18 protein-coding genes are annotated in these 22435 nt (G+C 39.7%); 5 read left to right on the top strand and 13 right to left on the bottom strand.

The features are described from left to right. Nucleotides 1-20 precede the first annotated feature (20 nt). The 8 genes from AC5WOE_RS10135 to speE all read right to left on the bottom strand — a co-directional run bounded on the left by AC5WOE_RS10135 (nucleotide 21) and on the right by speE (nucleotide 9717). Nucleotides 21-2861, bottom strand: coding sequence for a hypothetical protein (locus AC5WOE_RS10135; RefSeq protein WP_496052536.1), 2841 nt, complete (start codon nucleotides 2859-2861; stop codon nucleotides 21-23). A 20-nt stretch (nucleotides 2862-2881) separates the two neighbouring features. Continuing rightward, nucleotides 2882-5305, bottom strand: coding sequence for an ATP-binding protein (locus AC5WOE_RS10130; RefSeq protein ID WP_496050072.1), 2424 nt, complete (start codon nucleotides 5303-5305; stop codon nucleotides 2882-2884). Then, on the bottom strand, nucleotides 5280-5696 hold the full coding sequence (locus tag AC5WOE_RS10125) for a conjugal transfer protein (protein WP_496050071.1): 417 nt from the start codon (nucleotides 5694-5696) through the stop codon (nucleotides 5280-5282). The genes AC5WOE_RS10130 and AC5WOE_RS10125 overlap by 26 nt, the downstream gene beginning before the upstream one ends. Before the next feature lie 13 nt (nucleotides 5697-5709). After that, nucleotides 5710-5997, bottom strand: coding sequence for a TcpD family membrane protein (locus AC5WOE_RS10120; protein ID WP_496050070.1), 288 nt, complete (start codon nucleotides 5995-5997; stop codon nucleotides 5710-5712). Nucleotides 5998-6014: 17 nt separating this feature from the next. Further along, nucleotides 6015-6989 carry a conjugal transfer protein gene (locus tag AC5WOE_RS10115; protein WP_496052535.1) on the bottom strand — a complete coding sequence of 325 codons (975 nt, stop codon included), beginning with the start codon at nucleotides 6987-6989 and terminating at the stop codon, nucleotides 6015-6017. Between the two features lie 468 nt (nucleotides 6990-7457). Further along, nucleotides 7458-7859: a YwiB family protein gene (locus AC5WOE_RS10110; RefSeq protein WP_496052534.1), complete on the bottom strand. Its 402-nt coding sequence runs from the start codon at nucleotides 7857-7859 to the stop codon at nucleotides 7458-7460. 137 nt (nucleotides 7860-7996) lie between these two features. After that, nucleotides 7997-8875, bottom strand: a complete 879-nt coding sequence (speB, locus tag AC5WOE_RS10105) for an agmatinase (protein ID WP_496052533.1) — start codon at nucleotides 8873-8875, stop codon at nucleotides 7997-7999. Nucleotides 8876-8880: 5 nt separating this feature from the next. Further along, a complete protein-coding gene (gene speE / locus AC5WOE_RS10100; protein ID WP_496052673.1) occupies nucleotides 8881-9717 on the bottom strand; it encodes a polyamine aminopropyltransferase in 837 nt (278 codons plus the stop codon). A 200-nt stretch (nucleotides 9718-9917) separates the two neighbouring features. Between speE and AC5WOE_RS10095 the strand changes: the two genes are divergently transcribed. Next, nucleotides 9918-11984: a transglycosylase domain-containing protein gene (locus AC5WOE_RS10095; protein ID WP_496050066.1), complete on the top strand. Its 2067-nt coding sequence runs from the start codon at nucleotides 9918-9920 to the stop codon at nucleotides 11982-11984. A gap of 156 nt (nucleotides 11985-12140) precedes the next feature. Here the strand turns inward: AC5WOE_RS10095 and AC5WOE_RS10090 are convergent, their stop codons facing one another. From AC5WOE_RS10090 to tnpB, 5 genes are all read right to left on the bottom strand, one after another. Then, nucleotides 12141-12635, bottom strand: coding sequence for a YwhD family protein (locus AC5WOE_RS10090; RefSeq protein WP_496050065.1), 495 nt, complete (start codon nucleotides 12633-12635; stop codon nucleotides 12141-12143). Nucleotides 12636-12658: 23 nt separating this feature from the next. Next, nucleotides 12659-14386, bottom strand: coding sequence for a sensor histidine kinase (locus tag AC5WOE_RS10085; protein ID WP_496050064.1), 1728 nt, complete (start codon nucleotides 14384-14386; stop codon nucleotides 12659-12661). A 234-nt stretch (nucleotides 14387-14620) separates the two neighbouring features. Continuing rightward, a complete protein-coding gene (locus AC5WOE_RS10080) occupies nucleotides 14621-15193 on the bottom strand; it encodes a hypothetical protein (RefSeq protein ID WP_240875309.1) in 573 nt (190 codons plus the stop codon). Nucleotides 15194-15448: 255 nt separating this feature from the next. Beyond that, complete coding sequence (locus tag AC5WOE_RS10075; RefSeq protein WP_496050063.1) at nucleotides 15449-16201, bottom strand: YheC/YheD family protein; 753 nt, start codon at nucleotides 16199-16201, stop codon at nucleotides 15449-15451. Between the two features lie 177 nt (nucleotides 16202-16378). Further along, nucleotides 16379-17506: an IS200/IS605 family element RNA-guided endonuclease TnpB gene (tnpB, locus tag AC5WOE_RS10070; protein WP_496052532.1), complete on the bottom strand. Its 1128-nt coding sequence runs from the start codon at nucleotides 17504-17506 to the stop codon at nucleotides 16379-16381. Nucleotides 17507-17742: 236 nt separating this feature from the next. Here tnpB and yycF point away from each other — a divergent pair, with 236 nt between their 5' ends. The 4 genes from yycF to yycI are packed head-to-tail and all read left to right on the top strand — an operon-like array spanning nucleotide 17743 to nucleotide 22403. Beyond that, nucleotides 17743-18456 carry a response regulator YycF gene (gene yycF / locus AC5WOE_RS10065; protein WP_496050061.1) on the top strand — a complete coding sequence of 238 codons (714 nt, stop codon included), beginning with the start codon at nucleotides 17743-17745 and terminating at the stop codon, nucleotides 18454-18456. A gap of 5 nt (nucleotides 18457-18461) precedes the next feature. Beyond that, nucleotides 18462-20285 (top strand): ATP-binding protein, encoded by a 1824-nt coding sequence (locus AC5WOE_RS10060; protein WP_496050060.1) that lies wholly within the window; start codon nucleotides 18462-18464, stop codon nucleotides 20283-20285. After that, a complete protein-coding gene (yycH, locus tag AC5WOE_RS10055) occupies nucleotides 20269-21660 on the top strand; it encodes a two-component system activity regulator YycH (protein WP_496050059.1) in 1392 nt (463 codons plus the stop codon). The genes AC5WOE_RS10060 and yycH overlap by 17 nt, the downstream gene beginning before the upstream one ends. Continuing rightward, complete coding sequence (gene yycI / locus AC5WOE_RS10050; protein WP_496050058.1) at nucleotides 21660-22403, top strand: two-component system regulatory protein YycI; 744 nt, start codon at nucleotides 21660-21662, stop codon at nucleotides 22401-22403. The genes yycH and yycI overlap by 1 nt, the downstream gene beginning before the upstream one ends. Nucleotides 22404-22435 lie beyond the last annotated feature (32 nt).

The raw sequence follows: 22435 nt of genomic DNA, 5'->3' as shown, positions 1-22435 counted from the left end.
CATTTTCATTCTCCTTTTCTTTAAGGGTTATTACCGCCGCGTGGTGGGGTGTTAGGTGGTTTTGGTGGTTTTTGTTGCTGCTGCTTCCTCTCCACATCTTTTAATCGTTTGGAGATTTTCTCCATCCGATCTTTGTACGTGTATAGATCTTTAAAGTCAATACCAAGCATAGGACCCAGTGTATCCATCATCTGGTTCATATCTAAACCAGCTTTACCTGTAAAGCCTTCGAATATTGTTGGTGCTTTCGCCGAGCCAGCTAAATTTCTCGTTAACTCTGACTGCATGTCAGCAATTGTTTTACGGAGTTCATCAGGAGAAACGGCGCCGCCTCTTTTTTGCTCAAGGATTTCATTGATTTTCATCGCTAGAGCACTGTCATCAAACTGTTGATGTATTTTTTGTTGCGTTTTGTTTAGTTCGCTGACGGAAACAGTCCATGTTTCATCTCCAGAACCATCCATTTTCGGCATATCAAGTTTTATATTAGCATTTCCCTTTACGCCACCGAGTTTCTGTACTTCTCGTCTAAGTTTATCTTGAAATTGACTCATTTGCTGAGGAGAAGGATTTCTATCCACTTTTACACTCAACGTCTGATCTATATTCGTCAACACATTTTGGGCGTTTGTACCAAGGAACTGCAAGTCCATAACCATATCTGCAGAATTTGCTGCCTGTTGAGCCATTCTTTGTAATTCAGACTCTATTTTAACTTGATTTGCAGATTGTACAGCTTCAAATCTTGCTCTTACATTTTCTGTTTTCAGTTTTGGTTTTTGAACGGATAATTGTTGTTTTCTGCTCAATTTATTATAATTGTCCATCGCCTTATCCACTCTTGCTTGCTCTGCGGTTTGAGCTGCCTGCCAGTCCTGGATATTGTCCTCCCCAAATTGTGCAACAAGTGCATCATATTCTGGAGTACCCTTAGCTGGAATATTGGTCGGCATATGCCTTGCCATTGCATTTGCCATGGAGTTATCGCGAATGCGGTAAAGAGCTGCCTCGTTTTGCTTCGCAAATCCAGGATCTAATTGCTCTAGCCTGTTTCGACCTTCTGCTGTGGTCACATCCGCTCCATATTTATTGCGGATTTGATCTGCTAGATTTGCATCGTTCTCATTTAAGCCCTCTTTGCGATCTTCATAATCTCGATCATCTTGTCTATGTTGTTTATCTGCATCTCGTTTCTTTTTACTTTCATCTCGCTGATCACTTCTATAATCAGCTACTTTTCCTAATCCATGTTCTACTCCTTGTCGTGCTGCTCCGCCTACACCTCTTCTGGCGATCGCCATACCAGCTTTTACTCCACCGGCACTGCCGTACATAGCACTAACACCTGCGATAGCATAACCAGCACCCTTCTCTGCTATGCTGCCAGCCTTCTTGAGAACACCTTGTGCTTCCGTAGTGTAACCTGCCAAAAATCTTCCGTTCCCAAGCGGGATACTTCCAAGTTTTTGAGTGACCTCTCCAAGTGCAATATATAATCCGATCGTCAATCCAATAATAATTACCCAAGTATTTATCAATCCGGCCTTTTGAATTTGGTCAGAAGTAGCAAAATCATATACTATAACTGTTTCCACTCCCAAAAACGTTACCAGAACCACTTTCATACACAGGGCTTGGCCGATTCTCCACAATTGGGTTATTGCCGGTTCCAGACCATAGTGCGGCCACAAACTCATGATCAAATAAAAGGCAAAGACTAACCCGCGTCCCATGGCAATAAACTGCCAAATAAGAGCCAAAACAGCTACATAAGCAAAACAGAGCATCCCGACTGTCGCTAAAAACATAATAATACTGGAGTTCACAAGCCTGTCGATCGCCTTAGCAGGAGTCAGCCACAGCATTTGCTCCATGCCTTTTTTATCATTATTGGATTTCATTTTTGCATAAGCTGTTCCCAAGACTTTTTCTCGGTCATTTGATGATAGTACGTTTTGCCAAGGAATTTTATTTGCCAGTTCTGGACTGCCAAAATCAATGAGCATATACGGTAAATCAATAAAAATGCCGTACAAATTTTCCTGCAAAGCATCTGTCACTACTTTTTGTTGATCCTTATCAGATGCAGTATTGATATCTTTATTTTGATCTTGACCTGTCAGACCAGTTAGTATCGTAACCGAAACAATGGAACTCACTCGCGTCATTGTCTGTAAATAATTCCCCATGTTGGCAAAAAGAGTAGCCGATAGAGCAATGACAAGAATAGAGTTAGCAAACGTGGACCACAACTGGGTGGTTTTCCCGACTATCCAAAAGTAAACCATCCAAGCAACTGCTACTGCCCACATTAAATACATCATCGGGTCCCAAATCGTTTTCTGGATACTCGCCATCGCATTGTTGTAAGCATCGATAACAATATTGATGATCTCTAAGCTAAAAGCCCATGTGAGCCAATAGGTAACAAAATAAGCAACCGAGACATAGTTTATCCAGAGAATCGTGTTATAGATGTTGATGTAATAATTGATATCCAAATACTTTCCAACCGTCTTACCAAATACATACGATCCTGCACTGGGCACACATTCTGCTGCTTTAAAAAGCCCTCCAATAACAGGGATTAAGTCTTTCCAACTAGGACTACATTTATTTACAACATCATTTGCGGCAGTATTCTCAAAGTCTTCCACATAATCAAGGGTAAAAGTAGATAAGCCATATTTTTTAAACATGGATTTACTGGTATTATCTTTCTCTTCTTTTGGAAGGATGTCTCCAGAAGTTGGTGTGTTATATTTATTCGGATCATTTAATGCATTAGCAGTTGAAGACATTGCTAGTAAAAACACCATGGTGCATAACAACATCGCTAAATAACGCTGCCACCTCTTCACGACTTCACCCCTTTCTTTCTCTAGATGCCGCCCTCTGACACCACTTTGGATGCTTCACTCGCTTCTGGCTTCGTATTAAAGAGTTCTACTAAGTCTTTTTCTGGGGTAATGAATTGAATAAAACCTGATCTTCCCTCTAAATCTTTCATAAATCCGTAACCAGACAGCGCTTTACTCCGCCTTTGCTGGAGTACATTGCGCAGTCCTTCATCATTTACATCTAAATTCAGCGCTTCAATAGCCAGTGTTGTCTCATTTTCATCACTTGTCCCTAAGCATACATAGATACTGACGTTGTTCAAGATTTCATTATCTATATCGGAAGGGTTTTGGGTCGCAAACCAAATACCAGCATTGGCAGAACGTCCAGCACGCTCTAACCGGTTAGCAAGTGATTTCCCTTGGTCCGTACGCAGCCATATCCATGCCTCGTCCAATGCAGCAACACGGAATCCACCGCCTGTACCGCGCAAAACAAATTGTTCAGCCAAAATGGCTGTCATAGACATAACTGCTACAGACGCTTCTTGTCTTAGCCCATTGGCACGTTGTTTTTCAGGTGGCAGTTCCAGGCCTTCTAATTGGAGAAGGATAATTCCATTATCAGGAACACGTACGCCATTACCTTCACCAAACACTAATTTCCCGAGAGGCAGGCGGGCAATCCGCATCAAATATTCTGCAAGGTCACGGCCGTCTTCATCTTTGTAAAGTTCCTCCACCATTTTGGACATACTCGGATTTTCATGTTTTAAGGCTCTTTCTGCCGCAGACAGGAGCATATTTTTATCTCCGCGGGAGAGATTCCCTTCAAACTGGGAAATAACCGACACAGCGATCTCACTTGCAAACTCGGGGTCGTGTGACAACAACTGGAATGGGTCTAAGGCTCCTGGGTTTTGTCGGCCGTCTAACTTTAAGACGTGAACACGGTCTTCCAGTCCTGGTAAACGCCCTACCCAGTGACTCCGCTCGCCTTTTGGATCAACTACGAAAATACGAGCTCCCCAGAAAAGAGCTGTTTTATGGATAAGGTTATTCAATGTATGTGATTTACCAGAACCCAAGGTTCCTGTAATGACCATCGAAGCATTTTGGTTAATCTGAGGTCCTCGTTCTGGATTTAATTTCACAACAGAGCCGCGGCGTGTCAAACCTACCGGAACACCGTTCGGATCTCCTAGTATTTCCGATGCTCCCGGCATGACGATAGAAGCAGCAACCTCTGGCAGCATTTTCTTCACGTAACCGCGAGCAGGGTAACGGTCATTTGGCAGCCAAGCTTCAAATAGATTTCGTTGTTCCCCTGTGGGTCTTGCTGCTACAAAGCCTCTACGGTCAAAAAAGTTGATCACTTGCTCGGAACGGCTGTTCACTTCTTCTTGATCGTATCCATCGACCACAAATACAACACGGCTATCCAAAATCGGAGGTCGATTTTTCTTCAATTCAAACTCAAGACCTTCAGCCATACTTTCTTGCTGCATTAAATCGAGTGGAATTTGATCCACTTCTCCAATATGGCTCGTAGCATCTTTGATATCTTTGCGCTTTCTCGTTACCATACTCGTCGCCTGTTTATTCGCGATCATCTTCCATCGGAACATCGCTTCCACTGGGAAATCAAACTCACTAGTGAGTTGATGGAAGAGCTCTGTACCAGGTGAGTAAATTTCATCAGGAAAAGCCCCTAATGTGATAAAACTGACAAAACGACTTTCATTTTCTTGATCACACAGCACATAACGGAAACCATAAGCTCGACTGCCTTCGGCAAGCCAAGCGTAGTCTTGCTGACCTTTTGGCCACACACTGCGCATAGCTTGAGGTAATGGTTTCAATGGCATACCACGGTAGAAATGATGGCGGTAAAAATCTGCAATTTCATGTTCCATAAGTGGATCAAGACGACTGAGAGATCCTGCTCTCTCTTCAAATGCCCGCTTAGACCACGAATAATCAAAAGATTTCTCCAGTGCATATTCTTTTTCTTCTTTAAATACACGTTTCCCAAGTCCAAGGAAGGCTTCAAGGGCACGAATAGGTATCCCAAAAGTTTGTGTAATCCATTTATAATTTTGAGGTATGGGAAGAGGCAGCTCAAAAGCAATGATAAAATCGTAATCGGGCAATGTACCACGCTCGATTAAGTTGAGCCATGTATTCATAGATTCATAGGCTTTATGTCTTCGTTCACCCTCTACTGTGTTTACCAATCTATCAAGGTAATCCACCCAGTTAAAACGCCTGCGCATCATCCATATTTGAGCAGCTAATCCCGGTTCTTGAATCTGGCGGAAAAACTGAGTGGCATTCATCCACTCGTTCTTCTTCCCATCAATAGACAGCGGTGAATATGAAAAAGGGATGACCCGGTAAAATGCCCAGGGTCGTCCTTCTATAAAGGCAACATTCTTTTCAATCTGTGTCGGTATCGGCAGCATAATGTTTTATCCCTCCAACCATTTGGGTTAGTTGGTAATCTCCTTCTTCGGTTACATCTGGAATCGGTAACCCTCTGGACCAAAGTTTGTGTGAAAATAAAAAGGTTAGAGAGCTCCAAAAATACTGATAAGGTGGTCTGCCCTCCAAATCAACTCTGGAGAGCAGCCACGCTGCGCCAAATGGTATAATCGCATAACGGAAAACAGGCGGGATAGTAGTAGACACCCACGGAGCAATATTACCCATTACGATAAAAAATGCTTCTAAGAGAACGATAATTAATAACTCAGAAAGACTGACAGGTATGGGGAGGCGAAAACGTTCGATATGGTAGAAAACTTTTTTCAAACCCCATACCGCATCGAAAGTAATAATCCTTTCAGGCCTCATTTATCTCCACTCCTCATTTACCATTCGTGAATATATCCTGTACAGCTTTGGAAAGGCTGTCTAACATCGTTTGTCCAGATTTACCATCACTTCCAGTAAAGAGAAAGAGAATACCTGCGACTACGATCCCACCGAAAAGTGTCATCAAGCTGCCATTCATCCAAGCCCGCAATCCTAAAATAACAAGAGCAGCTATAATAACCCAGCTTGCCTGTCCCAAAATCCACTGTGCTGAGTTTGAGAACAAATTTTTGATGTCCCCGGCCAAAAAAGTCGGTATATGTTCGATAATGTGCAACATCTTAATTCCCCCTTATTTTAATTAATGGAAACAATAAACAATTTCCCATTTCTCTCTTGGAATGTTACGTGGTAATTCAATTGGAATTCCACATTATTTGTATCTTTCATAGAGATATAAACACTAACTTTTAATGGATTGTCACTACTGTCTGGCTGTATATCTTGGACTCCTACAAATTGCGCATTCAGTTTTTCTTCCCAATTGGTTGTCGGTATTGGTTTCCCATCTGCCATATAGAGTGCGCTGGCTTCTGTGTGACCTTTTAACCAGTCACTGAAGAAATCTTCTAATACCGTCGTCATAGCATCTTTTTTCGCGCTGATGTCAGCCTGAGGCTGATCTTGATCGTCTGTACTCGTTGCTCCTTCGGGCTGTGCTATCAAAGCTGGCAGTGATGATACTTGCCAAGTACTGCCTGACTTCTCTACTGGAATAGCGAGGAAAAGTGCTTTGTCATCATTTGTTTGTAATCGTGCTATAACCTGAGCTATATTGTTTTTTTGATCTTTCCATGTAGCCTGCCAAATATCCACTTCTTTTGCACTCGCACCTTGGAATGATTGCTGCTGATCACCTGTTGAAGATGTACTTGTTGAAGTTGAATTCGTCGTGGTGGAGTTATTTGATGTTGCGGAATTTTGTGTTGCAGTACCAGAGGTTTGATTTTGATCCGAATTGATCCTTATATCTGCATTAGCATTGATATAGGTTAATAGATCTGGAGTTATAAAAGGTTTTAACTTATCAATGCGGTCATCATCTTCACCATCTGGTTTGATGGAATACCAATTTTCTAAAAATAACTTCGCGACACTCTTTGCTGTTTCCGGTACTTCATTAGATGTACTTGTCTGTTTAACTGCTGGTTCATCACTCCCAGCTATTTGGAAGTAGACATCCACTAAATTTCGAATTAAGAAGACTACCAAGACAAGGTAAATAATGATTCTTGCGACTTGTTTCATCCGTGCGTTTCTTGTTGGGTTCAAGGTAATCCCCTCCCTCAAGCCAATATCAGATAAAATAATTCATTAGATCCTGAGAACATTTTATAACATCCATTCTAAGTTGACTATATGATTCAAAAAAAGAAGCATGTTATATCGATTGATAATTGTGGAAAAATAGGAGCTAAACGGAAGAATCAATTAAGCCTTTAATTAAAGATATTAAATTTTTAAGTAATTCATTTGGAATAACGACCTTTCTCCATAAAATGAAGGCGAAAACTTCAACTCAATCACTTGTAACAATCCAATTATTTTCGCAGATAATTAAATGCCTTAATCTGCCAAATACCCTTTACTTTCTGAGTAGTATCATTGTCTGTAGTATAAGGCAATTTATAAGACTTTGTCTATCTAAAAGATAAAATTCAACTTTAGATTTTTTAAATGAATTCGCACAGAAATGATATTTAAGTTAAATATGGCTGTTTTGTTAAATTATGAAAGCACTTACAGCTTCCATTCTAATTCTAACTGGTAATCTCCTAAATTCATATGATTGCTTTCTTCTAGGGTGAACTGACAAGTGATACTTTTGGAAGTCCTGACATAGGAATGCGTATGGACAATCATCTCTATTTGACCTCCGGGCAGTTCCATCTTACAGAGGATCGGCTCCCCTACTACATACGTTTGTTGATAGCGAATAGGTCCATTTCGCAATATAATCATTTTATCTTCATAGGAAAATATCCTTACGGTTGAAATTTGTTCCCCTTCCCCCTCTTGATATAAAATCTGCAATTCGTCTTCGGTTTGCAAAAATTCAGCATCGAATTGTTGTTCAATCACTTCTGGATAATCGCTATCTGCTGCATGGATCGTTGATTTAATAAACAATGTTTTAGGCATACTCTCACCTCTTTTTATAGAATACAGAAATAGGGCCCTAAAATAGCCCTATCTGAGTAGATATGAAAGTAAAATTTTATCTTATCTACATAAGTGCAACTAGGCCTCTGTCTGCGCCTTGAAAGGCTTGCCAGTCGTCAAGTTTTCTTTATAAAACCTAATAGCATTTCTCGAATAATTTTTGCCGCAGTTATCGGTGTTTTTTCTGAAGGATCATAAGCTGGCGCTACTTCTACTAAATCTGCTCCGACCACATGGACAGATGAACGTGCTACAGCATGAATACTACTTAGCAACTCTCGAGTGGTAATCCCACCTGGTTCTGGTGTGCCAGTCCCTGGAGCATGAGCTGGATCTAACACATCAATATCTATGGTTACATACACAGGTCTCCCCCCAAGGCTAGGCAGCACTTGCTCTAATGGTTGCAAAACATCAAAGGGATAAAAATGAATGCCTGCTGACTTTGTATAATCTACTTCTTCTCTTGTTATCGAGCGAATACCAAACTGGTATACATTTTCCCCACCGATTAACTCTGAGATCTTATACAGCGGTGTAGCGTGGGAGTACATCTCCCCTTCGTAATCACTGCGCAAGTCAGCATGTCCATCGAAATGAAGGACTGCTAGATTTGGATATTTTTTCGCCACTTGTTCTACTACAGGCCAAGTAACTAAATGCTCCCCACCCATGCCAATAGGAATTTTTCCCAAATCGAGTACTTTCCTTACAAAATCACCTATTTGCTGTAAACTCTTTTCTGGATTTCCAAAAGCAAGGGGGATATCTCCTGCATCATAGTAACAAATCTCTGTAAGTTCACGACCTAGATAATGACTGTACTCTTCATGTACCAATGAGGATTCCCGAATTCGGTTGGGTCCAAAGCGGGCTCCAGGTCGAAAACTTACGGTCCAATCCATAGGCATACCATACAATACAGCAGTCGATACATCTAAATCATCGGATGCACCAATAAACACATTTCCTGCGTATTTTTCATCAAATCGCATCCACTTTACTCCTTATTCTCTGTCAATTCTTGCACAAATACAGGCAGTTGAAATAATGACTTATGCATACTAGCTTGATAATACTTGGTGTCTATCGCAGCAAACTTTGTCTCATCTGCCTCTAATGGATCGTATTGTTTGGAGCCAAGAGTAAAACTCCACAAGCCGCTTGGATAAGTAGGAATGCTTGCTGTATACAAACGAGTTACTGGAAAAGTACTGGAAATATCAGCATAGACTTGACGAATAAGGTCTCTATTAAACCAAGGAGATTCCGTTTGGGCGACCATAATCCCATCTGATCTCAATGCTTCAGACACTTTTTGATAAAAGGGTTTTTGGAACAATCCAACGGCTGGCCCAACGGGCTCTGTAGAATCAATCAAAACAACATCATATGTATTTGGATGCTCTTCAATATGACGTATACCATCTACTACTTGAATATCGACACGAGGATCAGACAGTCCAGAAGCAATAGCTGGGAAGTATTCTTTGGAAGCTTCAATTACCCGGCCGTCAATCTCCGCTAATACAACACGCTCTACAGAAGGGTGTTTTAGTACTTCACGAACAACCCCGCCATCACCTCCACCAACAATCAGCACTTGTTTTGGGTTTGGATGGGTATGAAGTGCTACATGAGAAATCATCTCATGATAGACAAATTCATCTTTATCTGTTGTCATCACCATGCCGTCTAACACGAGCAAATTTCCAAATTGATGTGTTTCTACTACATCCAAAGTCTGAAATTCAGTGACCTCTGAGTGAAGTGTTCTTTTTATTTTTGTAGTAATACCATGATTTTTCGTCTGTTTTTCTGTATACCATAGTTCCATATCCATTTTTTCATTTCTCCCTTACGCATATAAGATATGTTGTCCTTATCCTATCCAAGTCGAGCCTGTTGCATTATTCCACTCCCGCATGAATTTTTGTGTATTCTCGCCACAAAAATAAATATGAATGAATTTCCTCTTTTTCCCACAAACTATGTGTGATGTTTTACTAGTATGGTCGTGGAAAAGAGGAATACATCATGAAGAGTGATTCAAACGCTATTGATGATTTCACTTGGTGGAGACGCTTTAAACAAATTAAAAATATCTTTCGATTACTCACCATCTGTGGGTTTATCTGCTCTGTATGTCTACTCGTACTCGTTCTGTATCTCAAATCCAAACCGCTGCCACCACCAGATATCGGTGCATCCAGCATGATTTATGACGATCAAAATATGCTTATGGATCGAATAGATAATGGAGAATTGCGAGAACCTGTTCACCTGAATAAAATCCCAAAAGCCTTGGTGGGGGCCACTCTAGCTGTAGAAGACCAAAACTTCTATCACCATTTTGGTTTTTCTATAAAAGGAATCTTAAGAGCCGCTTGGGCTAATATAAAAGCAGGTCGTGTAACACAAGGCGCAAGTACGATTACCCAGCAGTTAGCAAGAAACTTGTACCTCACTCATGATCGCACATGGAGCCGAAAAATAAAAGAAGCATTGCTCACGATTCAACTCGAACTTCATTATAGTAAACAAGAAATTTTGGAGATGTATTTGAACAAAATCTATTATGGCAATGGAGCATACGGGGTTAATCGGGCTTCTCAAATGTATTTCCAACAACCAGTAGATAAATTAAATTTATCCCAATGTGCCTTTTTGGTAGGGATACCTAGAGGGCCAGCATACTATTCTCCTTACGAACATTACCAACGTGCGAAATCACGACAACACATTATTTTAAATCTTATGGCTCAAAACCATATGATTACCAAACAAGAAGCATATAAGGCGGGTATTGGTGAACTAGCAATTCATAGTCCAACCAAACTAGAAACCCAGAGGGCTAATTATTTTCGTGATTACATCATTCGTACAGCAGTAAATCAGTATGGATTAGATGAGAGCTGGGTTCGCAGCGGCGGCTTAAAAATTTATACCACCTTAAATCGAAAAATGCAAAAAGATGCTGAAAAAGCAGTGACCACAACACTTTTAAATCATCCAAAATTGCAAGGAGCACTATTATCCGTTGATCCTCGTACAGGTCAAATCAAAGCGATGGTAGGAGGTCGAGACTATCAATCCTCTCCCTATAATCGTGTATTTGCCCATCGACAGCCAGGCTCATCCTTTAAACCAATCCTGTACTTAAGCGCTTTGGAACATGGGTTTACTCCTATTACGAAGATTATGAGCCAGCCAACTTCTTTTAGTTATGGAAGTAGCGTTTATCGTCCTAGCAATTATCAACAGAACTACGCCAATAAACCAATTACGTTACGAGAAGCTATTGCCAAATCCGATAACATCTATGCAGTTACAACAGAGTTTCAAATAGGAATCGACAAAGAGATAGAGATGGCAAAACGACTTGGAATAGCAAGCAATCTGTCCCCAACACCATCGTTAGCTCTTGGTAGTTATCCAGTCACACCATTTGAAATGACAGGGGCCTATACTGCCTTTGCAGCTAACGGAAACCGACAAGAATTATTTGGGATCCGTAAAATTGTTGCTTCTGATGGGACAACTATTGTCTCAAACGAACCGAAGTCAACTACTGTTACTACCCCAGCAAATGCTTTTTTGATGACAAATTTACTTCGGAGCGTATTCCAATCCGGCGGTACAGGACAAAGAGTAAAACAAATGTTTTCTGGAGCTATAGCAGGAAAAACAGGTACTACCAATCGTGATGGGTGGTTGATCGGGTATAATCCAAATTTATTAACAACAGTATGGGTAGGCTATGACAAGAGAAGAGCGCTCTCTCATGATAAAGCAAGGCTGTCCCAATATATCTGGGGAAAATATATGAAACAAGTAGCATCGTACCAACCACTCGGGATGTTTAGTATTCCAACAGGTGTAAAAGCCGTCTATATCGATGAACAATCTGGATACTTGGCTAATGAAAATTGCCCAAGTCAAAAAATGGAGTACTTTGCAGAGGGAACGGAACCGACTATACCTTGCCCTGTACAGGAGCAGAACCCTCCATCTCTGTCTCCATCTCTGTCTCCGTCTCCATCTGTATCTCCATCTCGATCTCCATCATTAGTAGACAAAATAGCAAAATGGTTAGGCTTTTAATTAATCAACTAGGTAAAAAAACATCAAAAAAGGCGGATTCTACCAAATGGTGGAAGTCCGCCTTTTTTGTGTCCTAGTAAGGTTCCAAACATTGTAATCCTATCACAACTACAATATCTTACAATACTTTCTAAGTTATGTTCATATTATTGTCACTTATTCAGCGAGTAGTGTCTTTAACTCTTCAGAACTATTTTCCCACATACTTGGATCATGTTTGATGAAAAAGTCCTGCAATTGTTTCTTTTCTTGTTGATCCAATTCATCTAAACGAATTTTACGCTTTAATGCATCATCCATACGGTTTACATGCTGGGCCAAGTTTTTCCAACCTCTTCGTGTTTCCTTATTAACAACCATCGGACATGCTGCAACTCCAGCATAGTATGGACCATGCTCATTACGATCAACTGCTATCCAGACAACCCAGTACAGTTCTCCATCTACTTCATCTTTATTCGTCATAAATTTTATTCCACGTTCCAATGCACTTTTTGCATGAATCAGCCCAAGGTCAATCTTGGCTTGATCTTTATTCACCCAGAGAGCAGATAGATTGCTAAGATTTAAAACACCTGTATGGTAAGCACCGTGTGTCGTCGATTTGCCAGTAACAATTTGAAACTGCGGCTTTTGTTTTTTTTCATCCATCAGAATTCCTCCTCATGATACCTTTAGCTACTAATCTCTAGATTAGCCTCTAAATCAGGTTCCATACAAGAGGAATCTTCCAAAACGCGAGGGATATGAATATGGAAAGTAGTACCTCTTCCTGGGAGACTAGTCATATGAATCTGTCCCCCATGTTCTGTAATGATCCGATGACAAATAGATAATCCCATACCAGTTCCTTCATCTTTTGTTGTAAAAAATGGATCAAAAATACGGTTCATATTTTCAGGTTTGATACCTTCTCCACTATCGTGAATATGAATGCAAACTCGATCACGCATTTCTTTCCAACTCAGTTCAACTCTTCCTTTTACAACAAGTGCGTCAAGACCATTTTGAATCAAATTAATCAATACTTGCTTTAATTGTTCCCCATCTGCCTCCATCTGGACAGGATTTTTTGGGGGATGGCAAGTGAGCTCATGCCCCATCAATATTGCCTTAGGTTCCATCAAACTAAAAACATCATTCATTAACTGATCTAAACTAAATGTTGAATATTTTGTAGGTCGAACCTCGCTCAGATTGAGAAATTGTCTTAATAAATCGTTAATTCGGTCAATTTCTGGAAGGATAATAGATTCCCATTTTTTCACTTCACTTGACTCTTTAGCAGAAATTTGAACAAATCCTCGAATCGAAGTAAGAGGGTTTCGAATTTCATGTGCAAGACCAGCAGCCAGTTGACCCACGGCTGATAGTTTTTCCAAATGCCGTCGTTTTTCTTCTTCATTATGACGTACTCTCCGCTGCTCAATAGCCAGCCGTTCCTCTGCTCTTCGAATGAGCTCATCTGCATTTTTCGCATCTTCTGGATAGGTTGCGGTCCCAATACAATACCGAAGATATGGCAGTTGATTGCGCAGTTCTTCCATTACAATATCTATCGATTGAAGAACATTACGAAGATCTGCATTGTCCGCAAGTAAACCGATTGCAAACTGGTCCCCATCATATCTTGCAAGGTGTACATAAGGCGGCAAATATTTTTTCAAATAAGAGCCTAAGCGAATCAGCAATTGATCGCCAAACTCTATACCTTCTTTCATATTAATGCGTTTAAAATCGGTCAAATCAATGCTGATTACATGGTAAGCTTCATGATTACAACATTTCTCTAAGCCCCTATGAACTTGTTCTTGAAAGCCGCCCAGATTGTATAGTCCTGTCAAATAATCCCTTCGATACGTCTCTTCAATCTCATCATTATAATCCCAAAGACGATGTTGAGCTTCTTTTAGCTTATTGACTAGATGGAGATTTTTTCCACGAATCAAACGGAGTTCATGGAAGGCATGCCGTACCTTACCGCCAATCCAACTCACGAGAACAAAGGTAATAAATTTAGAAGCCATATCGTAATTTTGGCTGGAATACCAAGAAGTAGAGAATTTAAGCCCCAAATATACACCTGCAAACAACAATGTCATTATACTAATGCGCTCTCGGTCTGATCGAACAAGTACTATCCCAAAGACGATGAGGTACACTGGAAATATAGATAGTTTCAAAGTGAGGGTATCGATCAAAGCTAACATAAACAGAACACAGAACATATATGAATATCTAGGCAAACGGGCAATAGCTCGATTACTCATTAAAAGTAGGCCAGTTAATAAAAGAATAGAAGCAGCTAAAACAGTACTATATAAAAGAGGATGGCTGACAAACCATGGATCAAACACATGATATAAAAATCGAGTATAAAAACGCTGACAATCTTCTTGCAAGTTGATCCTCCTGTTCTTAATCCATCTTTATTTTGGCTGAGTTTACCTTTTCAATCCTGAAAGTGGTATTTCAACTTGTTTCCACTTTTTCCGTGAAGAATCCTCCTAATAATGGGTATTTCGACAAAACATATCAAATTTCGCTATTTTATATTTCTTCGATTATAAGATTTTTAAGCAAAAAAAATACTTTTCCTCATTAGATGGGAAAAGCACGTAAGGGATAAATTACCCTTAACCCATATAATTCACTAAATGTGTAAATCCTTTTTCGTCACGAACCTCTTTTTTTTCGGTTTCTGTTTGATTGGCAACTTTTTCCCACATGGGATAAGCTTCTTCTACAGCAACTTGTTCTCTTTTGAGCAGAGTAAGTTTTTGAGCATCGTCTCCATAAGCATACATTGCTTGTGGTTCATTAACATATTGAGCTTGTCCGACATGACGAGGAACAAACAATTGTTGATCTTGAAGCAAAGTATGCACAACGGTTTCTTTCAAAATATTCTTGATTTCTTCGCTGCGGTAACCGCTTTCCAAGTTCTTTATCCATTGATAAACAGGACCATCATCAGGTGTAAAAGTAACGTTGCGCTGAGTAGGAACATAATCACTTTTGGTTTGGATTTGTTCTTTCAACATTCTAGGATCGCAAATGGATTGTAATGGAAAATAATTGTTGCGAAGATAAGATTGGATGCAATATTTTACCAACATTGGAAATTGACCTTTTGGCAGAATTTCATACCAGTAACGAACGAGACGATCTTTTTTTCCTAAATATACACCAACTGTGATAGATGACATTTGTAAACACACCTTTTTCCAAAATTTTTCTCATCCAATTTAACAAACTTAAATGCTGAACAATTAAATTTGTTAAATTACTTTGAATTAATAATAATGGTAGCAGTATCCAATAGTCTGCGTCAACAGAATACTTTGTCGAATAAGCTCGTATATTCTCGGAAATGAAAAAAACATGCTTTTTGCATGTTAATTTTCTGTTACAACAGCAAAGATCGCACGTCAAAATCACCAAAAATGGAAAAATTAAACCAATTATACAATCTGCTTGCGAATTCTTCTTATATTGTTATACATTTGTAAATTTTTTAATCTACGGAACATTCCATAGGTAGGTCTAGTGTTCACTTCAAACACCCATATGTTCCCATTAATGTCAAGGCCAGCATCAATACCTAATTCACGAAGCCCTTTGAATCGGTCCGATAATACATATGCAACCCGATATGCTAATTTCTTAAGTTCTTCCATTTTCTTAGGTGCATTATCCGGAAAGACTTTAGCAACGGCGTCCCTCGCAGTATAAGGCTTTCCACCCTTGCAAAAGTTAGTCACGATTTTTCCTGGTGCAGCAAGCTTTGCAGCTATCCCTGTCAGCTCCCATGTATGCTCTAGTCGCTGGAGCATCAAACGAATATCAAATGGACGACCATTTATCGTCGCTAATGGTATTCCTTGTTGAATAAGGTAACGTTTATTAGGCTTTAAATAAGTATCAATGAGTGCATTAACTCTTTCCCTTGGCACAATTTTATGGTGCTTTAAACTTTTACACTCCACTAGTTCATCTATTACTTTCTTTACACGAATAATGCCAACACCACCGCCGCCTTTGTCAGGTTTAACAAATACGGTACCAAATGTATCCAACATGGTAAGCAGGCGATCTTCTCGATACCAAACCGTTTTGGGCATATAGGATTTCATCCATGAATCACGCTCTAAAATGATGGTCTTTAAACCTTTACTGGCGATTTCCTGAAACGCTCTCTTCTTTTTGACAACCATAACTCTCCCTCCTCTAACATCCATCCTATTCCCGAAATACTAGGGAAGCTCGCCCATTTTTACAGTTTTTTTAAGAAGTGTCCAGAATCGAAATAAACACACTCCTTGACAACTCCGCACGGCTAAAGCCGTGGGATTCTTGGGTAGTCCTCCAACCTACAAGGAAATTTACCAAGCTTAGACCGTGAGCCCCACGGCAAGTAATCTTTTACCTTCTTGCAAAATATTTTTGGCCGCATTGATGTCTCGGTCATGGTGAACGTTACATTCTGGGCATGTCCATTTTCGCAGCTGTAGTTTCTTCACTTCTTTATTTTTATAGCCACAACTCGAACAACGCTGGCTAGATGGGAAGGATTTTCCTACTCTCACCAATTTTCTTCCGTATTCTTTTGCTTTGTATTCCAACATCGTAACAAACTCCGACCACGAAGCATCGGTGATCGATTTTGCCAGCTTATGATTTTTCACCATGTTCTTCACTTGTAACGTTTCGATACTGATGACTTGGTTTTCGTTCACCAGTTTCGTGGATAGTTTATGTAAAAAATCATGGCGGGCATGGGTAATTTTCTCATGGATGCGAGCCACTTGGATGCGGGCTTTGTGCCAGTTGGAACCGTCTTTTTTTCTACGTGCCATCGCTTGCTGCGCTTTAGCTAGCTTTTGTTCATAGTGGCGAAAAACTCGGTTCGCATTTATTTTCGTTCCATCATCAAAAATAGCAAAGTCTTTCAGCCCCAAATCGATTCCAATGGCTTCTTTTCTCGCGGGAACGGATCGCAAGTAGCATCCCTCGCAAAGGATGGATATGTTGTATTTTCCTGTTGAGGTTCGACGAATCGTGACGGACAAAATACGACCACTTATTTCTCGGGAGGGGACAAACGTAACCCATCCTAATTTTGGTAATTTGATTTTGTTTCCTTCGATTTCGATGGTCGGTCTGCCATGTTTGGGATAGTTACACTGACTGGTATACGCTTGCACCCGATTTTTCCTACTCTTGAAACGCGGGGCATCGTTTTGTTTTTGGAAAAAGCGCCGAAAGGCGTCCGCAAGGTGTTTCAAGGTATTTTGCAGAGAAGTGGAATCAACTTCTTTCAGCCACTCGAATTCTCGTTTTTTCTCGGTCAAAACACGGGAACAAGTGGAATAGGTCAGCCCTTTCCTGGTCTCTTGATACACTTTGTTCCATTCCCCAAGAAAATGATTGAATACAAAACGGTTGCAACCGATGGATTTGTGGATCAGCATAGCTTGTGCTGGGGTCGGTCGAAGTCGATAGGAAAAGGATTTATGCATGAGATCACCTCCTTGTTGGAATTTTGCGAACATTTATAGATCGTATGTTTGCAATTTGTCAAGTATAGTAAAAAAATAGTCAGACTTGTGAGAGGACAAAAGGTATCCCTCGTCTGACGCTCGCTTCCATCCCACTACCCCTACCGTGGGTTTTCTCGCTCACAATGTTATAAGTTGTTTTCTTACATCTAATTATGCGAAAATAGCTTTATCTGTGGAAACGGGAGTTGGGTAAGTTGAATGCGAAGATTTTAGTAGTGGAAGATGAAAAACCGATCGCGGATATCATAAAGTTCAATTTAGAAAAAGAAGGCTATCAAGTCGAATGTATCCATGATGGGGATGAAGCAATTCAAGCTGCTTTGTCCGCACCGCCTGATCTGATGTTACTCGATTTGATGTTACCAGGATCAGATGGTATTGAGGTTTGCCGAAGAGTGAGACAAGTATCGGAACTGCCTATTATTATGCTTACTGCAAAAGATTCTGAAGTGGATAAAGTAATTGGGTTAGAAATGGGCGCAGATGATTATGTGACAAAACCATTTAGCAATCGAGAATTACTAGCACGTGTAAAAGCAAATTTACGCCGCAGTAAACAATCCGAAGAAAAAACAACGATTCAAGCCCCAGATAAAAATATCTTATCTATAGGAGACTTAGCAATTGATGGTGCGAGCTTTGTGGTGAAAAAGAGAGATAAGACGATCGATCTAACACATCGCGAGTTCGAATTATTATCCTACTTATCAAAACACCTCAATCAAGTATTAACACGCGAACACTTGTTACAATCGGTTTGGGGCTATGATTATTTTGGGGATGTTCGTACAGTTGATGTTACTATTCGTCGTCTACGTGAAAAAATTGAGGATGACCCTGGAGCACCTGGATATATTATCACGAGACGTGGAATCGGGTACACCATGCGAAATCCGCAGTCGGAGTAAACAACATGTTACAAGCATTTAAAAATTTACAATGGAAACTAGTTGTTATATTCTCTCTATTGATTCTCATATCGGTTCAATTAATTGGAGTAACATTTATCAATTCCTTACAAAAGTTTTACTCGGATGACTTTATTGAAAGCTTACGGTCACAGGCCAACTTATTGAATTCACCTATGACCCAAGTACTCGAAGAGAATAAATCCTTAACAGAAACCAAACAGGAAACCGATAAATTTTTGAAACAATTGCTTTACCTGAATACAAAAAACGGTACGACAACTACTGTAGAGATTGAAATATTGGATGATCAAGGATATGTTCTCAGCTCAAGTACCGCCAATTCCAAAAATATAGGTAAAAAGAATTTACGTGCCCAAAATGCTACTGGTAAACTGGATTCCACTTTTATTCGTAGAGATCGAGCTACCGGAAAAGATTATCAAATCTACATCAAACAATTGGAAAATACGAGCCAGCAAAGAATTGGCACCATATATATAGAAGCCTCGCTGGACCCAATCTATGCAAAAATCAGGAGAATTGGCGAACTATTATTCCGATCAGCATCCGTCACTTTGTTTACCACTGCCATTTTAATTATTTTATTATCACGGACCATTACTACTCCGCTAAAAGAAATAACACAACAAGCAACAGCTATGGCAGCAGGAGATTTTAATCAGCAGGTTGCAGTAAAAAGTGATGATGAAATAGGAAGATTAGCTAGAGCCTTTAATTATCTCGCTGCTCATTTAAGACGAGCCCTATCTCAAAATGAAGAAGAACGTGAGAAATTGGAGACGGTACTTGCAAATATGAGTGATGGGGTTTTAGCTACAGACCATAAAGGAAATATCATTGTAAAAAACAGCTGGGTTGAAAAAATGATTGGTTCCGAGATTAAACTTGGTGATCGATTAAAAGATATTCTGCCAATGGAAGAGAATATTGCCTTTCCACTGGATCATGTTCATGAAGAGTACATCGAACTCCATCCAAATGACCCAAACGCTTTTATGATGATTAAAGCTACTTTTACTCCCATCAAGCGCGGTGAAAAAGAACTTGTTGGGCTTATTGCAGTACTCAGTGATGTAACAGAAGAAGAAAAGCTTGATAGACAACGGAAAGATTTTGTCGCCAATGTTTCTCACGAACTTCGAACACCACTGACCACAATAAAAAGTTATCTAGAAGCATTAAAAGATGGAGCTATTCATCAACCGGATATCGCCTCTCACTTTCTCAATGTTGCCGATACTGAGGCAGAGCGTATGGCCCGACTGATAAGCGATCTTTTACAGTTGTCTAGACTAGATGCACGTGAGTCTTACTTTGATAGACAGCCGATAACGATCGAGCATCTGCTACAGCCTGTTTATGAGCGTTTTTCCATGACTTGTAAACAAAATGATATCGCTTTACGGCTTCAAATCGATAATGGACTTCCGATGGTGGTAGTAGATCGTGATAAGATGGACCAAGTTTTGGATAATATCATTTCTAATGCAGTAAAATATACACCAGCTACTGGTTCCATTACAATAAAAGCAATACAAAGCGATTCCGATATGATCCAAATATCCATTTCTGATACTGGTCTTGGTATTCCTAAACAAGATATAAGTCGCTTATTTGAACGTTTTTATCGGGTGGACAAAGCCCGATCAAGGACTCTTGGAGGAACTGGTTTAGGATTGTCTATTGCCCAGGAAATAGTTCATTCCCATAATGGGGAGATATGGATCGAAAGTGAGTATGAACAGGGGACAACGGTCTTCTTTACTTTACCTACAAGGAGCGAGGCTAATGGCATTGATCAATAAAATAAAAACCATTAGTCTGGTGATTCTCGTCATCTCTAGTGTGATTCTTACAGCTGTTTTATGGTATAGTACACCTTCCTATGATGAACAAAACATCGCCTATCTCCCAGCACCTTATATCGCCAAAGATAACTATTATGTCCCGAAATATCTATACCAACTAACTGCACCACCTTTTCTTATTTCTCATACGCAAGGGAAAAACCAATTGATCACACAACAACAGTCCACCCTATTTTCCAAGTTGATACATAACATACATGGAATAAAATTGGATGGATTTGAGGAAATCACTCCAACTACAGATGATTGGAATCTCCTGTTCCATCAGAATAATGGTTTGGAAATGTCTTTTCTTCAAGATTTACCAGTAGAACAACTAGATGCGTTCTTTTTCCAATTATTAAAAAATGAACCTCTTTTTCAAAAAATATCTACCATCAGTAGAGTGTGGTTATTTGAAAATCCTGTGACGAAAAAAAGTAGTATCTGGTTTATTTCCGATCAAGATGGAAAAGTGATCCAAGCAAATACAGATTTTGATGTTAATCAATGGTCCAAAATTTTAGAACAGGTTCAACAGACGCCAAATCTAATGAATCTTGAAGCAGTTCCTACAAATGGAGAAAATCCATGGGACAAAGCAAATCAAAATAAACCTTTTTCTCGTATTCTCTATATGCCGAATGGAAATAGTTCCATTCCACAGTTAACCTATTCCAAACAAACGATCAGCATTGATAGTATAAAAGAGTGGTTATTTCAAGGTGATAACATCGAACCGATCGATCTATCAAAAAATGAATCTGTTTTTATGAATAACAACCAAATCTTAACCTATTACAAACAACAATCATATATGGTGTATGTAGACAACTCAAAAACAGATGGCACCACATCCCTTGGTGTAGGCAATGAAATCGATGTGATTAACACCAAGTTTATGGACAAGCATCATGGCTGGACTGGGAATTATATTTTAGACAAAATGTCTCAGCAAGAGAATGCACATCTGTATACTTTTCGTCTAATAAGCCAAGCGTTGCCGGTCTATTGGGAAGGTGATACCACAAAAAATCCACATTTGGATACGATTCAACTTCAAGCAGGAAGCAGCCTCAATGCTGTATCCAAATATGTACGTTCTTTAAACTACTTGTCAAAAAAACCGACGAAACAGACTAGTTTCACTCTGCCCAATAAAGATTCAATCCTAGCCGAATTAACAAAAAAACAAATACCGATTACTTCCATAAACCGAATCTATCCTATTTACAAAGCGAAAAACAATTCTCATGGACAAGTAGTAATGACTCCTTGCTGGCAAATTGAACTATCTAATGGCGAAAAGGTCCAGATAGGAGGCGTGTCGTAATGGATTGGCAACGAGCGCAAAATTATCTGATTACAGCTTTCGTCTTAGTAAATTTATTTTTGATTTTTCAAATCCAACAAACGATGGAACAAAAAAACGCCTCCCTTGCAGTGGATAAGATTAGTAATACTCAAATTAGAAGTTTACTTGCAGATAATCGCATCGAACTAGATGTCCCAAGACCAAAAGACGTTGATGAATTAAAGATATGGCAAGGAACACCTACTAAAATCAGTGGTTGGCAAGAGTTAAATCGGGGTTACCAAAAACGTATTGCCCCTAATACCATGACGATACACAATGTGACACAGTTAAATGCAGTACTATCCAAAGAAGTACCTAATTTCTCAGACTATCAGCTGCAATCTAAACCCCACAAACTAACTGGAAAATGGGTATTTGTACAACACATCGATCGTCGACCATTGTATGGAGGAAAAGTAGAAGTCGAAGTAGCAAACAACCAAATTCAATCGATCTATTTGAATCACTTTAACCTACAAGAAACATCAAAAGTATTTGCAGTTACCGACTTTAACACTGCTCTGTACAACTTGATCAATGCAACAGCAAGCAGCAAAACACAACATATCACAAAAATTCAATTGGGATACCAAACACAAGCATATAACAATGGGACATACTTCTTCATTCCGGTATGGAGATTTTGGCTAGATGAGAAACAGTATGATGTCTACGCCATCAGCTTTGGTTCAGTTAAAAGCGTAGAAGTGGTAAAGTAATACACAAAGGATTGACAAGTTAGATCTTTGCG

The organism is Shimazuella sp. NTD248, assembly GCF_059510395.1.
Note: the sequence above shows the minus strand (reverse complement) of the source record. Positions and strands in the feature narration are given on the sequence as shown.

Coding starts and splice junctions, on each gene's coding strand:
- speE (WP_496052673.1), bottom strand. CDS start 9,717: ATGGAACTATGGTATACAGAAAAACAGACGAAAAATCATGGTATTACT.
- AC5WOE_RS10075 (WP_496050063.1), bottom strand. CDS start 16,201: ATGGTTGTCAAAAAGAAGAGAGCGTTTCAGGAAATCGCCAGTAAAGGT.
- yycH (WP_496050059.1), top strand. CDS start 20,269: ATGGCATTGATCAATAAAATAAAAACCATTAGTCTGGTGATTCTCGTC.
- speB (WP_496052533.1), bottom strand. CDS start 8,875: ATGCGATTTGATGAAAAATACGCAGGAAATGTGTTTATTGGTGCATCC.
- AC5WOE_RS10110 (WP_496052534.1), bottom strand. CDS start 7,859: ATGCCTAAAACATTGTTTATTAAATCAACGATCCATGCAGCAGATAGC.
- yycI (WP_496050058.1), top strand. CDS start 21,660: ATGGATTGGCAACGAGCGCAAAATTATCTGATTACAGCTTTCGTCTTA.
- AC5WOE_RS10080 (WP_240875309.1), bottom strand. CDS start 15,193: ATGTCATCTATCACAGTTGGTGTATATTTAGGAAAAAAAGATCGTCTC.
- AC5WOE_RS10060 (WP_496050060.1), top strand. CDS start 18,462: ATGTTACAAGCATTTAAAAATTTACAATGGAAACTAGTTGTTATATTC.
- AC5WOE_RS10120 (WP_496050070.1), bottom strand. CDS start 5,997: ATGTTGCACATTATCGAACATATACCGACTTTTTTGGCCGGGGACATC.
- AC5WOE_RS10095 (WP_496050066.1), top strand. CDS start 9,918: ATGAAGAGTGATTCAAACGCTATTGATGATTTCACTTGGTGGAGACGC.
- AC5WOE_RS10130 (WP_496050072.1), bottom strand. CDS start 5,305: ATGCTGCCGATACCGACACAGATTGAAAAGAATGTTGCCTTTATAGAA.
- AC5WOE_RS10125 (WP_496050071.1), bottom strand. CDS start 5,696: ATGAGGCCTGAAAGGATTATTACTTTCGATGCGGTATGGGGTTTGAAA.
- AC5WOE_RS10090 (WP_496050065.1), bottom strand. CDS start 12,635: ATGGATGAAAAAAAACAAAAGCCGCAGTTTCAAATTGTTACTGGCAAA.
- tnpB (WP_496052532.1), bottom strand. CDS start 17,506: ATGCATAAATCCTTTTCCTATCGACTTCGACCGACCCCAGCACAAGCT.